10 protein-coding genes are annotated in these 13,929 nt (G+C 61.5%); 5 read left to right on the forward strand and 5 right to left on the reverse strand.

The genetic code is table 11. The features are described 5' to 3' along the window. Nucleotides 1-35: 35 nt before the first annotated feature. From KVG88_RS02165 to KVG88_RS02185, 5 genes are all read right to left on the reverse strand, one after another. Nucleotides 36-1,088, reverse strand: a complete 1,053-nt coding sequence (locus KVG88_RS02165) for an ABC transporter substrate-binding protein (RefSeq protein WP_217870162.1) — start codon at nucleotides 1,086-1,088, stop codon at nucleotides 36-38. A 20-nt stretch (nucleotides 1,089-1,108) separates the two neighbouring features. Further along, the gene (locus tag KVG88_RS02170; RefSeq protein WP_150700411.1) at nucleotides 1,109-2,269 is read right to left on the reverse strand and encodes an LLM class flavin-dependent oxidoreductase; all 1,161 of its coding nucleotides are present in this window, start codon (nucleotides 2,267-2,269) and stop codon (nucleotides 1,109-1,111) included. A 368-nt stretch (nucleotides 2,270-2,637) separates the two neighbouring features. Continuing rightward, nucleotides 2,638-4,506, reverse strand: a complete 1,869-nt coding sequence (locus KVG88_RS02175) for an ABC transporter ATP-binding protein (RefSeq protein ID WP_217870163.1) — start codon at nucleotides 4,504-4,506, stop codon at nucleotides 2,638-2,640. Beyond that, complete coding sequence (locus KVG88_RS02180; protein WP_217870164.1) at nucleotides 4,499-6,280, reverse strand: ABC transporter ATP-binding protein; 1,782 nt, start codon at nucleotides 6,278-6,280, stop codon at nucleotides 4,499-4,501. Before KVG88_RS02180 ends, KVG88_RS02175 begins: the two co-directional genes overlap by 8 nt. Before the next feature lie 115 nt (nucleotides 6,281-6,395). Next, on the reverse strand, nucleotides 6,396-7,664 hold the full coding sequence (locus KVG88_RS02185; protein ID WP_217870165.1) for an acyl-CoA dehydrogenase family protein: 1,269 nt from the start codon (nucleotides 7,662-7,664) through the stop codon (nucleotides 6,396-6,398). A 441-nt stretch (nucleotides 7,665-8,105) separates the two neighbouring features. Between KVG88_RS02185 and KVG88_RS02190 the strand changes: the two genes are divergently transcribed. The 5 genes from KVG88_RS02190 (at nucleotide 8,106) to KVG88_RS02210 (ending at nucleotide 13,923) form a co-directional block, all read left to right on the forward strand. Next, nucleotides 8,106-9,161 carry an ABC transporter substrate-binding protein gene (locus KVG88_RS02190; RefSeq protein ID WP_217870166.1) on the forward strand — a complete coding sequence of 352 codons (1,056 nt, stop codon included), beginning with the start codon at nucleotides 8,106-8,108 and terminating at the stop codon, nucleotides 9,159-9,161. A gap of 15 nt (nucleotides 9,162-9,176) precedes the next feature. Continuing rightward, nucleotides 9,177-9,923: a class II aldolase/adducin family protein gene (locus KVG88_RS02195; RefSeq protein ID WP_150700417.1), complete on the forward strand. Its 747-nt coding sequence runs from the start codon at nucleotides 9,177-9,179 to the stop codon at nucleotides 9,921-9,923. A 164-nt stretch (nucleotides 9,924-10,087) separates the two neighbouring features. After that, a complete protein-coding gene (locus tag KVG88_RS02200; RefSeq protein WP_217870167.1) occupies nucleotides 10,088-11,287 on the forward strand; it encodes an LLM class flavin-dependent oxidoreductase in 1,200 nt (399 codons plus the stop codon). A gap of 10 nt (nucleotides 11,288-11,297) precedes the next feature. Further along, nucleotides 11,298-12,869: an ABC transporter substrate-binding protein gene (locus tag KVG88_RS02205; protein WP_217870168.1), complete on the forward strand. Its 1,572-nt coding sequence runs from the start codon at nucleotides 11,298-11,300 to the stop codon at nucleotides 12,867-12,869. Further along, the gene (locus KVG88_RS02210) at nucleotides 12,862-13,923 is read left to right on the forward strand and encodes an ABC transporter permease (RefSeq protein WP_217870169.1); all 1,062 of its coding nucleotides are present in this window, start codon (nucleotides 12,862-12,864) and stop codon (nucleotides 13,921-13,923) included. Before KVG88_RS02205 ends, KVG88_RS02210 begins: the two co-directional genes overlap by 8 nt. The last annotated feature ends 6 nt before the right edge of the window (nucleotides 13,924-13,929 follow it).

Consider the following 13,929-nt stretch of genomic DNA (forward strand, 5'->3'; position numbering starts at 1 on the left):
AAGGCCTTCAGTTCGAGTCCATGAAACCTGGCGGGTTAGCCCGCCAGCGCGGTGTGTGTTTGCAGCAGCGCGTCCAGTGGGCGAGGGTCGATCCAGTCGCGCACGTCGAAACTTTGCGGGATGAAGCGCCAGCGATGCAGGAAGTGGGTGAAGTCTTGCAATGCAGCAATCGCTTGTTCATCCAGTTCGGTGCGCAGGCGCAGGTGAGCGTCGTTGCCATAAGCGGCGCTGACCCAGTATTCGCTGCTGTTGGTTTCGCGGGCCAGGTAGCGGCGCGTGTCTTCTGGATGGGTGTGAGCCCAATGTTCGGCGCGGCGTACGGAATCGAGAATGCCGGTGGCGATGTCGAAGTGGTTGTCCAGCAGGTTCAGGTCTACTGCCAATGTGCGAGGGGTGCCGTTGTTGCTGCGAATCAGCGGCTCGGGGTGCGAGCCGGTGTCGATCACCGTATGCAGGCCGAATTCATGGGCCTGGCGAGCGGCGCTGGCGCCTTTGAGGAAAATCGCATCGACCTCGCCGCGCAGCAGGCCGACCAATTCCAGGTTGCGTCCCTCGACCCGCTGCGCGCTGACCGGCGTGCCGTTCACAGTACTGACCTGCGGGTCGCTGAAGGTGCCTTCATAGCGGTAGTTCACCAATTGCACGTCACCGACCTGCAAGCCTTCCAGAATCAGGGCGTTTTCCAGCCCGCGCAGGGCTTGGGCGCGGGTGAAATCGATCTGCGCACCGGCCCAGTCGGGCAAGCCGAAACGGCGTCCCTTCAGGTCCTTGACGGTTTTGATGCCGCTGCCTGGAAGGGTCAGGATCAGTTGCACTTCATCGGCCCATGACAGACCAATAACGCGTGTCTCCCGTCCTTGGGCACGCGCCCAGATCGCCGGAATATTGCCGCCATGGCGCACGGAATTGCGCAGCGTGTGATCGAAATGCGATTCCCGCACCGCCTTGTCGGTGGATTCACGCAATGACTGCACCTGTGTGCCCAATGCGCCAACGGTGTCTTGCAGCCAGCCTTTTTGCACGGCAATGCCAAGCCCGGTGGGAACCGGACAGCGGGTGTACCACAGGGTGTCGAGGGGTTGAGTCATCAGAAATTCTCCCGCAGCGCTCAGGCGCTGGCCTTCAATTGAGTTGCCGTCTGGACGGCAGGGCGTTGGTGCACCAGCGGCAGGACTTCCTGCCCAATGCGCAGTGCTTCTTCCAGGTGTGGGTTGCCGGCGAGGATGAAGGTTGAGAAACCCGCGTCGCGGTATTCCACCAGGCGTTCGGCGATGTTCTCGTGGCTGCCCACCAGACCCACGGTCGGCCCCGGTTTAGCCTTGGCGAAACCCGCCCACAGGTTCGGGCCGATGATCAGGTCGTCGAAGCGGTCGATGTTCTGGTGGTAGGCGGTCTGGCGTGCGCCACCGACCGAATCGGAGCCGCTGGTGAAACCCTTGGCGACCACGCTGCTCTTGCCTTCGAGCTTGTCGAACTGGCGACGCAGATCTTTCCAAGCCAACTCTTCGGTTTCCCGGGCGAACAGGTCGACCCGCAGACCGAAGCGCACGCTGCGCCCCTGTTTGTCTGCCAGCTCACGTACGCGTTCGATGTGCGGCTTGAGCTTGTCGATGGGCTCGGCCCAGTTCAGGTAAACATCGGCGTGTTTGGCGGCCACATCCAGCGCAGCATCGGAGAACCCGGAAAAGTACACGCCGGGTTTGCGTTCGTTTTGCAGGCCGTGGGGCAGGGCACCGTTCTCCAGTTGATAGATATCGCCGTCATAGGAGAAGCGCTCGTTCTGCCAGAGGCCCTGAATGATGTCGAGGAATTCGCCCGTGCGCTTGTAGCGCAGGTCATGTTCCAGGTAGTCGCCGTTGGCCCGCTGACTGGCGGGGTTGCCACCGGTGATGATGTTCCACTCCAGGCGCCCGCGACTGAGGTTTTGCAGGATGGCGGCTTGTTGCGCGGCGTAGGCCGGCAGGGTCCAGGTCGCCTGGAAGGCGATGAGAAATTTGATCCGACGGGTTTCCCGGGCCAGTGCTGCTGCGGCGATCCATGGTTCTGGCCCGGTGGGCAGCAAGGCACCTTCGAAACCGGCCAGTTCTGCGGCTTTGGCGACTTGGGCGATGTAGTCGATGTAGGTGAAGTCGTCGGGTTCACCGTTGGGCAAGCGCCCGGGTGCGATGTTGCCGGGACGATAATGCGGGTTGCCGCGGTTGTGCTTGTCGGTGGTCAGTTGCGGACCATCGGTGCCCAGCGGCAGGCGCCAGAAAAACTCAGTGCTCATGGGGTGCTCCTGATTCAAGTACGCGTTGCGTCGCGCAGGTGCGAGGACGCCTTGTCAGGGTGGTTGCAACGGACATGCCATGCTCGGCGAGCCGGGTGATCGCCAACAGGGCTGGGGCTTTGACGGGGAATCGGGGAGAGATGGAAGGCGAGGGTGCTTCTGTAGCAGCAGTCCGTCAGCAATGGTTGCTCGGCGTGCAACAAGGAGCGTTCATCGCACGCGCATTTGTAGGAGCCGGCCTGCCGGCGATGAGGCCGCTGGTTTCTGCGCGGTTTTTGAGGACGCCATGGCTAGCAAGTCAGCTCCTACAAGGCGGTGTTGTGAACCCGATTCTGTGGGAGCCGGCCTGCCGGCGATGGCGGTTTCGATCACGCTGAAGCAGTGGCGACAATCTCATCAATGGACGAACCCGCCTCGGCACTGCGAAGGTACGTCTGGTACAACGCCGCATAAGCCCCACCTTGATCGATCAGTTGGCTGTGCGGCCCTTGCTCGACCAGGCGCCCCTGACGAATGACCGCGATACGGTCGGCATCGCGAATGGTCGCCAGGCGATGGGCGATGATGATGGCGGTGCGACCTTCGCAGAGCCGGCGAAACGCTCGCTGTATTCGGCGCTCGGTGTGGATGTCAACGGCTGAGGTCGCTTCGTCGAGCACCAGCACTGCCGGATCTGCGAGATAGGCGCGCACCAGGCAAACCAACTGCCGTTGGCCATGGCTCAAGTGCCCGCCCAGAGGCCCGACTTCGGTCTGGTACTGGTGTGGCAAACGTTCCAGCACTTCGTCCGCGCCCAGCTCCCGGGCCGCTGCAATCAGGCTTGCATCGTCAGCGTGGGGCGCTGCCAGACGCAGGTTGTCGAGGATGCTGCCGCTGAACAACACATTGTCCTGCAAGACCACGCCGACGTTACGCCGCAACTCATGCTGGGACAGGTTGCGAACATCAATGCCATCCAGCCTGACGGCACCCGACTGCACCTCATAGAAGCGCGTCAACAACTGCACCAGCGTGCTCTTGCCATGGCCTGAGGGGCCGACTATCGCCAACACCTCACCGGCAGGAATGTGCAGATCAAGATCGTTAATCACCGGCGATGCACTGTTGGCATCGTAGCTGAACCGCACTTGTTCAAAACTCACTTCGCCGCGGGCTTTGCCTATCCGTTGTGGCGCAGCGCTGTCATTGATTTCCGGGCGGGTGTCGAGCAGCAGGAAGATGCGCTGCGCCGAAGCCGAACCCGTGGCGTAGCGTTCGAACAGGTCCGATAGCTCCTGCAACGGCCCGAGGAACAGGAACACATAAAACAGGCTCTCCGCGATCTGACCCACGGTCACATCGGCCTGCGCCAAGCCGTAAGCGCCCACCAGCAACAGCACTGCCATGCCCGCCGAACTGAGCAAGGCGGTAAAGGGCGCGAACCAACCAGACCGCAAGCTGCCGCGAATCAGCGCGTGATTAAAGTCATCCAACAGTCCGCGATAGCGCCGCAGGTTGGGCGATTGCTGGGCACACTGCTGCAACATGCGCGCGCCGCTGACGCTCTCCACCAAATGCGCAGTGAAACGACTGCGGTTCTCCGCGACCTTGGCCCAGTTGCGCTGGGAGATGCGTTTGAAACTCCAGGTCGCCAGCACCAGCAAAGGCACGGTCGCGGCCAGGCTCAGAAAAAACCGTGGATCGATGCGCCAGAGCATCACCGACGCCAGTGCGCAGCGCAGCAAAGCCCCCAGCAGTTCGGGAGGCCCCTGAATCAGTAGCGGTTCGAGTGCATCGACGTCGCGGTCGACACGGGAAATGATCCGACCGGCCTTGGTCCGGTCGAAATAGCTGACGCTCAGGCTCTGGACGTGCGCAAACACCCGCACTCGAAGGTCATTCAGCACCCGGATCGCCGCACTGCCGGCCACGAACTGGGAGACCCCGGCGAGCAGGAATCGCCCCAGCCAACTGGCTGCCAGACCCAAGCCAAGCCAAAGCACGAGACGCTCATCGAGCAACCAGTGGTCGTTCTGTTGAATCAACCCACGGTCAAGCAATTCACGGACGAACCAAGGCCGAAGGAACACCGTGAATACCAGCAAAAGCTCAATGCCGATGACACCGGCAATGTGTCGGCGAATCGGTTTGAGCAGCGGCAACAGCCGACTGAACATGCTGCGGTCGAGGGCTTTTTTGGCCAGCATTTCTTCAATTTCGATATCGCTCAAGGCTTTGCCGGCGATTGGGTTAGCCATGGTCGATCCCTAGCAGGTCGCGATAATCAGTAGAGGTTTTCAACAGTTCGGCATGGGTACCGCTGGCGGCGATCCGACCGTCCTGAAGCATCAGCACGCGGTCCGCCAGGAGGATGGTCGAGAGCTTGCTGGAGATCACCAGCAAGGTGGTGGCCCGCCCCCGATCACGGCGCAGCTGACGAATGTTGTTCAGCACCTGGCGCTCGCTGATGGCATCCAGTGCGCTGGTGGCATCGTCCAGGCACAGGATGTCCGGCGCGCCAAGTAACGCGCGGGCCAGGCTCAGGCGTTGGCGCTGTCCACCCGACAGTGTCACGCCACGGTCCCCGAGTGGCGTGGCCAAACCTAGGGGCAGACGTTCAAGCACATCTTCAGCGGCCGCCAGGCGCAAACCATGACGTAACTGTTGATCGCTGGCGTACGGTGCCGTCAGGCGCAGATTGGCCGCGAGCGTGTCGGAAAACAAAAAGCTTTCTTGCGGCACCACATGCACCCGGCGCCGCAGTTCGTCGAGGTTCAACTGACGAATGTCCTGCCAGCCAGTCGTGTCAGAGCCGATCAGCAAGCGGCCGGAACTGATATCGCTCAGACGCGGCAACAGGCTTGCCAGCAGGCTTTTGCCGGTGCCGGTCGCACCCACCAGAGCAACGATCTCCCCCGGCTGCAACGTCAGCGAACAGTCACGCAGAATCTCTCTTCCGCCACCGGGAGCACTGACGCTGACGTGCTCCAGTTTCAGCCCCAGCGGCGAATCGGGCAGGTTGTAATCACCGCTGCGAATCGCGGCGGGTTCGTCCAGCAGTTGCCAGATACGTTCGGCACTGGAGCGGGCATCTGCAAAGGTTTGCATGACGCGGCCGATGCCTTCGATGCGAAACACCAGGGTGGTGGCGATCAGCAGTGAAGTGACCAGTTCACCGATGCCTAACCGGCCGGCCGCCACCAGATGAGCGCCGTACACCAGTATCCATACGTGTCCCAATGCAACGACGGCCTGGGGCAGGGGGATGCGCGAGCTGGAGTAGGCAAGGGCGTCGCGGGCGTGGTTGGCGAACACCGAGACTTGCGAGGCGAAGCGCTGAATCCGGCTGTGTTCCAGGCCAAACGATTTGATTACCCGCACTCCGCTGATGCCTTCGCTGAGGTCCTGATTGACCCGGTCATAGGCTTCGCCAACCGCTCGATCAAGCGTGACCAGACGCTCGGTCTGGCGTACGAAAATCCACAGGCCAAACACCGTCAGCAACAACGGAACCAGGCCCAGTAGCGGGTTGTACCAACTCAGCAGGCCGACGGTTGCCAGCACCACCAGTGGCGTCTCTACCACTTGGCGCCAGAAGCTGATGAGCGCATCACGCACCTTGTCGGCATCACGGGTGGTGCGCGTGATCATTTCACCCATGCCGTGCTGCCAGTGATAACCCAGGTGCAGCGTTTGTACCTGTTGCAGGATGCGCTCGCGCAGACGCGTCAGCAGTTCCTGGCTGAGCACCAGCGACAACACGCTGGCGGCGTATTGCAAGGCGCCACGGCCTACGGCCACCGCGAGCATCAGCCACAACCAGTACCAGCCGAGGCCGGCATCCAGGCTGCCATCGGCTTGGCGGATCACCGCGCGACCGGCGCTGACATCGTTGACCGCATGCCCGATCAGCCATTGCTGCCAGACCAACCCAAGGTTCACAGCAATGAACAGCGCCGCTACCAACGTGAAACGCCAGGGCATTTCCCGGTAAATCGCCAGGCTGCGCAATAGGGGGTGTTTTTCGATCATTTAATTGCTCTGAGATAGGTGCGACACCCGACAAACCTGTAGAAGCCGGCTTGCCAGCTCCCACAGGTTTGTCGGTGTTTTCAAATTCCGTTTGCAGGAGCCGCGTGAACCCGACTCATCGCCCAGGGCTGGTGGCACCCTGTTTTTCCTTGGCGTTGAGGATTGCGGTGTATTCGCCCGGATCGACACCATTGAGGTAGTAATTGCCGACGTGATGCAGGCGCCAGCGGATCGGGTCGTGGGTGGTGTGGACACGGGCATTGCGCCAGAAGCGATCGAGGTTCCATTTGCTCAGTGACGAGCTGGCGCCGAGCAGGGAAAAAATGTCGCTGGAGATCTTCAGCGAGGCCGCATCGGAATGGGCACGCGCGGTGGCCACCGAGAGAATCAGTTCGTCTTGCAGTGCCTTGTTGTCCGGGTCCAGTTCGTGTTGGTCGAACACCCGTGCCGCATCCCGCAGCAAGGATTGCGCGCCCCGCAAGGCCACGGCGTATTCGCCGATCTGTTTGATGATGTGCGGTTCCTGGTTGGCGTGATCGACGCCGCTTTCCACCCAGGGGCGGGCGTGGTGATTGAGGTATTGCACGGCGGCCGACAACGCGCCCTCGGCAATGCCGGTGTCGATGGCTGCGTGGAGAATCTGCGGGAAGGTCAGGCCTGTGCGTTTCATCGGTCCTTTGCGCTGCGAGACGAAGCCTTCGTCGAGTTCGATGTTGTCGAAGATCACCGTGCCGCTCACCGAGTTCTTCTGGCCGAAGGCTTCCCAGTCATCGACCAGGGTCAGGCCTGGGGTATTGCGGTTGAGCAGTACCCCGGCGCCGCCGTCGTCGCTGGCGGCGGTCAGGGAAATCCACTCGGCCAGGTAGGAACCGGTGGAGTAGAACTTGCTGCCATTGAGGATCAGCTTGCCATCGGCGCGACGCTCGACCCGGGTCTTGAGTGCGAACTTGTTCTTGCCGCCCACTTCAGCCAAGGCATTGCCGAAACGCTTGCCGGCCAACACGTCGCGGATCAGTCGGTCGCGAATCTCATCGGAGTACCCGGTGAAAATGCCCCGCAGCATGACGTTATGGATTTGCAGCAGCTGACCGACGCCACCGTCGGCAACGGAAATGAGCCGCACGGTTTCAACGATGGTTTCCACTGAAGCACCGAGCCCGCCAAACGCCTTGGGAACGCCAATCGCCGTCAGGCCGCTTTCGGACAACAGTTGCGCCTGGCGCTCGGGCAGTTGGCCGTTCCGGGTGGCATCGGCAGCGATTTCAGCAATCTCCAGAGCGATTTCCCTGGCCACGGCGATGGCCTGGGCTTCGCTTTGCAGCAATCGGATCGGGGCTTGCTCCTGGATGAGTTGGCCGGTGGGCTGATGTTCAACATTGCTCATTGCAGTACCTCTGATTATTGATCTGATGACCGTTTGCCCCCCTGTGGGAGCTGGCCTGCCGGCGATGGCATCGTCGAGAGCGGCGCAAGGCTCGATGACCAATCGCTGGCAGGCCAGCTCCCACTGGTTCGTCGGTGTTCCTCGGATGTTGAATGGGCCTTGAGCAAGTTCTGCGCCAAGGGCTTTAAAACCCGTGCGGTGCTGGGTCTGGCGCGGTGAAGGCGCGTCAGGTGCTGCTGGAGAAGCAGCGCGATGGCGGCGATTGCTCGACCAGCAGCAGTCGTCGCGCAACGCTGCTGGCAGGCCAGCAATTGAGAGGCCGGCATTTGCGCACGAAGGCCTGAAACCCTTTAAAACCAAGGCTTTCAGCTTTTGGCACGGGCACTGCAATAGCTCTGGCAACAGTCACCGCGACTGACTTCTAACCAGATGGAGCTGCCCATGACGCTTGCTGCCAAACAAACCCGACCCGATACCCAGGCTGAGCTGGATCAGATCTGGTTCACCCGATGCCCGGTGCCGACGGCCTCCGGAATCGCTTACAAACTCGGCTGGCTCAGCGATGAGTTCGCCGCCGATGGCCTGCCGGTTTCGACCTTGCAGGAGACCCGTCAACTGGGTCATCACCACTACGATCACGAACTGCCGGGGCTGTTTCGCGAAGGCGGAAACGTACCGGCACTGGCGGCGCGGGCGGCTGGTGCGCCAAGTCGTTTGATCGGCCTGACCTGGATCGAAGAATGGCAAACCATTCTGGTTCGTCCGGACTCCGGCATCAGCCGGCCGCAGGATCTAAAAGGCAAGCGTCTGGCGCTGCCCGCCTGGGGCGAGAGCCGTCCGGGGAGCATCGCTCGGGCCATGAGTCTGCACGGCTATAAAGGCGCGCTGAGCCTGGCCGGGCTGGGCTTCGATGATGTCGAACTGGTGGAAGTCGCCCTTCAGGATCAGGAGCGAGCGGCGAACCCACAGGAGGGTTTGCAACGACTGTGGTCGGGGCTCGATTACCTGGTACGCGGTGAGGTAGACGCGGTTTACGTCAAAGGCGCTTCCGCCGCCGACGCTGCACGTCGTCTCGGGCTGGTGGTAGGCATCGACCTGGACCTGATCGCCGAGCCGCGCTATCGCATCAACAACGGTACGCCGCGTCCGATCACCGTCCACCAAAGCCTGCTCGACAACCACTTCGACCTGGTGGTGCGGTTTCTCGCTCAAACCCTCAATGCCGCTGACTGGGCCGCCAATAACCGCGAGGCACTGAACGCCATTCTGGAAGAAGAAACCCGCGCCGGCAGCGCTGGGGTCGCAGAGGCCTATCGCGGTGAATTCCACACCACGCTGGCGCCAGATCTGTCTTCGCAGCGCCTTGAGTTTCTCGATACCCAGAAAGATTTTCTTTATCTGCACGGCTTCCTTGAACGCGACTTTTCGATCGCCGACTGGGTCGATCCGCGCCCGTTGCAAGCCGCCCATGAACTGCTGGCCAAGCGCCGCGCCTGAATCCGGAGAAATGCCATGACCATTCTCGTCAACGAAAAGCCAATCAACGAACAATTGATCAGCGAAGAACTTAAGAACTTTATCGACAAGGTGCTGATCGAGGCTGAAGAAGCCTTCACCGTGTTCCGTGAAACCAACACCATTACGGCCAATGGCACCGTCGGTTTCATCGAGCGAGTGCCGGGTCAGGAACTGCTGGTGTCGGTTAACTACGGCGGCCCATGGAATTACCGTAAACCGCTGCAAGCGACGGTCACCGATTTTGAAGGCAAGGTGATTTACGGCAAAGGCAAGGGCGGTTTGGGGCGATACACCAAGCTGTTCCAACAGCATGCCGACATCACCACCGTGTCCCATGTGCATTCGCCATACCTCGGTGCCTGGGCGCAGACCCATCGCACCCTGCCATTTCACTACGTGCCGGTGCAGCGCTATCAACTGGCCCGCGAGCTGCCGGTGTACATCGACCGGCGTCAGCCGGAAGTCGATTTCATCCTCGACAAGATCAAAGAGAACCCTTTCAACCTGGCCATTCTGGAAGCCAACGGCGGCTCCACCGTATGGGGCAAGCAAGGCTTGCGCGCCACCGCTGAATTCATCCTGTTGCTGGAAGAGGGCGCGCAACTGCAATTGCTCGCCGACGCCTTGGGCGGGTCCCGTCCTTATGGGCCGGGCGTTCTGACCCAGCAATGGAAAATGAGCGGCCTGTACGAACACGCCACCGAACTGGGCCTGGTACCCGCCATCGACCGCCGCGCCTGACCCGCCAATCCCCCGGTCAACACACCCTGTGGGAGCTGGCCTGCCAGCGATGGCGGCCTCAAGAATACCGCCATGTTTGCCGGCCTCATCGCTGGCAAGCCAGCTCCTACAGGGATCGGGTTTACGGCGGCCGATCGGTCGACACATAAACAAGGAACACGCCCATGGCTGTAAAAATTCTCTGGTACCTCACCACCCCCGACGGGCCTTACCCGTGGGAGCCGGAAGGCCGCTGGAAAACCGATTTCGAACATCTGAAGCAACTCGCCGTGGCCAGCGATCGCCTGGGGTATTACGGATCACTGCTGGGTTCCAGCCCCAACGAAAGCCTGGCGGTTTCCGCTGCGTTGATCGATGCCACCCAGCGCCTGCGTTTTCTGGTGGCGCAACACCCCGGCGAATTATCACCAGCGGTATTGGCCAAGTGGGCGCTGACATTCGATCAATTCTCCAACGGTCGCCTGTTGTTCAACGTCGTCAACGGCAACGACGCCGGCCTGGCAACACTTGGTGTGCATTACCCACACGATGAGCGCTATGACTTCAGCCTCGAATACTGGCGCGCCTTCCAGAGCTTCTACGCTGGCGACACCTCGGGTTATGACGGTCAATACGTCAAGCTTGCCCCTCGCGCACCAGCCGCTGCGCACCATCCACTGGGCGGTTGGCACTCACCCAAACAGAAACCAGGCATTCCGTTGTGGGGTGCCGGCACCTCAGGCCCCGGCGTTGCCCATTCGGTGCAGTTGCTCGACGTCTACCTGAGCTTCGCCAACACGCCCCCCAAACTTGGCGAGAAGTTTCGCAAAGTGGCGGCAGAGGCCGCGAAAATCGGCCGCGAACTGACCTTCGGCACGCGCCTGCAAATCATTGTCCGTGAAACCGAAGAAGAAGCCTGGGCCCACGCCGAAAAACTCTTGCAACGCACCTCGCTGCAAACCGCGCGCACGGCCATCGAACGGCAACTGCCCCCCGGCGAAACCCTGGACAACTTCCACAGCGACGACCCGCAAATCCAGCGCAACGTCGAGGCCATTCGTGCAGGTCGTCTGCCCACGGCAAGGGACCTGGAGATCTACCCCAACGTCTGGCTCGGTCCGAGCCTGTTCGGTTTCAACATCCTCGGCCCGGCCGCGGGTACTTATCTGGTGGGCAGCGCCGAGCAAGTCGCCGAGCGCATTCGTGAATACGAAGCCCAAGGCACGTCGGCATTCATTCTCTCCGGTTTCCCGCTGATCGATGAAGCGCACCGGGTCGCGGATCTTCTGTTCCCGTTGCTCGACCTGGATCACGGTTTCGAGGTGCCGCGCCTACGGGCCGATGCGCCTGCGCCACAACGCGCCAACGTGGTCGAGCGGGCCTGAGGAGTCAGTCATGAGCGAAGGATTTTCCCGGCGTACATTTCTCGGTAACGGCCTGGCGGTCGGTGGCGGCCTGATACTTGGCAGCAGTCTGCTCAGCGGTTGCGACAGTGGAGCAGCCGTCAGTGGCGCAGCAGCGTTGTCCAGCACGCCGGTGCAGGGCGGTCGTCTTCGGGTCGGCATTATCGATGGCGACCAGTCCGGCAACCTCGACGCGCACAAACCGGTGGGCGGCGGGATCATTCGCGGCTGGGCGTTGTACAGCAAGTTCTGGGAGTGGAACACCGATGTCAGCACGCGTCTGGCCCTGGCGGAATTTGCCGAGCCCAACGCGGATGCCAGCGCCTGGATCATTCGCATCAAGCCGGGGCTGGAGTTTCACCACGGCAAGAGCATTGGCGCCGACGACATGCTGTTCTCGATCTTGCGCCTGACCGACCCGAAACTGGCTTCGCCCTTTGCCGGACTGGTGGGGGCGATCGACCGAAATGCCCTGCGCAAACTGGACGAGCGCACCATTGAAATACGTTTCAAGGAAGGACAAAGTTTCTATCCGCTGGATGAGACCCTGATCAGTTTCGGCGGCATTGTCCCCACCGATTACGACCCGATCAGCAATCCGGTGGGTGCCGGGCCGTACAAGCTCAAGAGTTTCATTCCGGGCCAGCGTTCGCTCTACCAGCGCTTCGAAAACTACTACAAACCCGGCCAACCCTATGCCGATGAACTGGAAATCATCGAGTTCAAGGATCAGGTGTCCCGCGCTGCGGCGTTGCGTGCCGGGCAAATCGATGTCGCCAGCGGCGTGCAGGCCGAGCACAGTGCGCTGCTCAAGGCTGATTCGCGACTGAAGTTGTATGCGTCGCCGAGCACGTCGTTTACCGGGTTCAACTTGAACCTGGCCAAAGCGCCGTTTCAGGATCAGCGCGTGCGTCAGGCGTTTCGGCTATTGGCCGACCGTCGCGAACTGGTCGACCGTGGGCTCAATGGCTTCGGGCGGATCGCCAATGACCTGTATTCGCCCCACGACCCGACCTACAACCACAGCATTGCCCAGCGTCCGTACGATCTGGAACAAGCGCGATCACTCTTGCGTCAGGCGGGACAGGACGACCTGCGGGTGGAACTGACCACCACGCCGGGGCCGGGCGTCAATGCGGCGCTGGTGTTTGCCCAGCAAGCGAAAAAAGCCGGGGTCGAGATCAAGGTCACCCAGGTCGACGGCTCGGTGTTCAACGGCCCGCAACGGGAAAACTGGTTGATGTCGCCGGGCTCGACACCGGCACGCGGCTTTCTGGCGTCGGCGCTGCACAACGACGCGCCACAGGCCATTTACAACCGCAGCAATTTCCATGATGAGCGTTTCACTTCGCTGTACCGACAGGCACTGGCGCAGCCCGACCTGGCACAACGCAAGGTTCTGGTGCACGAGGCGCAAAGTATTCAACACGAGCGCGGCGGCTTGCTGATCTGGGGCTTCAACGACGTGCTGGATGCAGCCTCCGTCCGGGTCGGTGGACTAGCCCCGGAGCAGACGACGTTCGCCTCATGGCGCTTCGACGAAATGTGGGTGAACCATGCCTGAGCCGTCCTGCAAAACCCCGCGCACGCCGGCCTGGTTTTCCTGGTTCATCGGACGATTGGGCTACGGCCTGCTGACCGCCTGGGTGATCAGTCTGGTGGTGTTCATTGCCACGCAGGCACTGCCCTCGGACCCGGCGCGAGTGATTCTCGGCCCGGACGCGCCACTGGAAAGCATCCTCACGCTGCAAAAACAGTTAGGCCTGGATCGGCCGATTCTGGAGCAATACCTGCGCTGGCTCGGCCATGCGTTAAGCGGCGAGCTGGGGGTGTCGCTTGATTCCAATGCGCCGGTCGGCAGCATTCTGTTCGGTCGTTTCGGCTACACGTTGGCGCTGTTGGCAGGCGTGATTGCAGTGGTGGTGCCCGCGGCGTTATTGCTTGGCGTGTCGCTGGCCTTGCGGCGTGACAGTCGGCTGGATCGCTGGAGCCTGTCGCTGTTGATTTTCCTCAAGGCGACCCCGGGTTTTCTCTTGGCCATCGGTCTGGTGTTGCTGTTTTCCATGCCGCACATAGACGTGCTCCCGGCGGTGTCGATTCTCGATCCGGACAAATCACTGCTGCGCCAATTGCAATTTCTGGTGCTGCCGGTGCTGGCCCTGAGTCTCTCGGCCTTGCCGTACCTGACGCGCATGGTGCGGGCGTCGATGATCGAAGCGCTGGAGTCCGATTACGTTGTCGCCGCCCGGCTACGGGGGATTCCCGAGTGGCGAATCGTTTGGCGGCACACGTTGCCCAATGCATTGATTCCGGCGATCCAGGGCGTGGCCCTGACTTTGCGTACGTTGATCGGTGGTGCTTTGTTGGCGGAGGTGATCTTCAGCTATCCGGGCATTGGCACCTCGTTGAACTCGGCGATTCAAATGCGCGATTTGCCGATGGTTCAGGCCATCGTGTTGGTGATCACCCTGGGCGTGGTGCTGATCAACCTGTTCGCCGATCTGCTGACGGTGTTGCTGACTCCCAAACTACGGACCGCACGCCGGGTAACCATGATTCGGCGCAATCGCCGGGGCATCCAGCCCTGGTGGCGTCGCTCCCCATCCAAGGCGCCTTGAGAGGTG

The organism is Pseudomonas azerbaijanoccidentalis (assembly GCF_019145495.1).
Lineage (GTDB): Bacteria > Pseudomonadota > Gammaproteobacteria > Pseudomonadales > Pseudomonadaceae > Aquipseudomonas > Aquipseudomonas azerbaijanoccidentalis.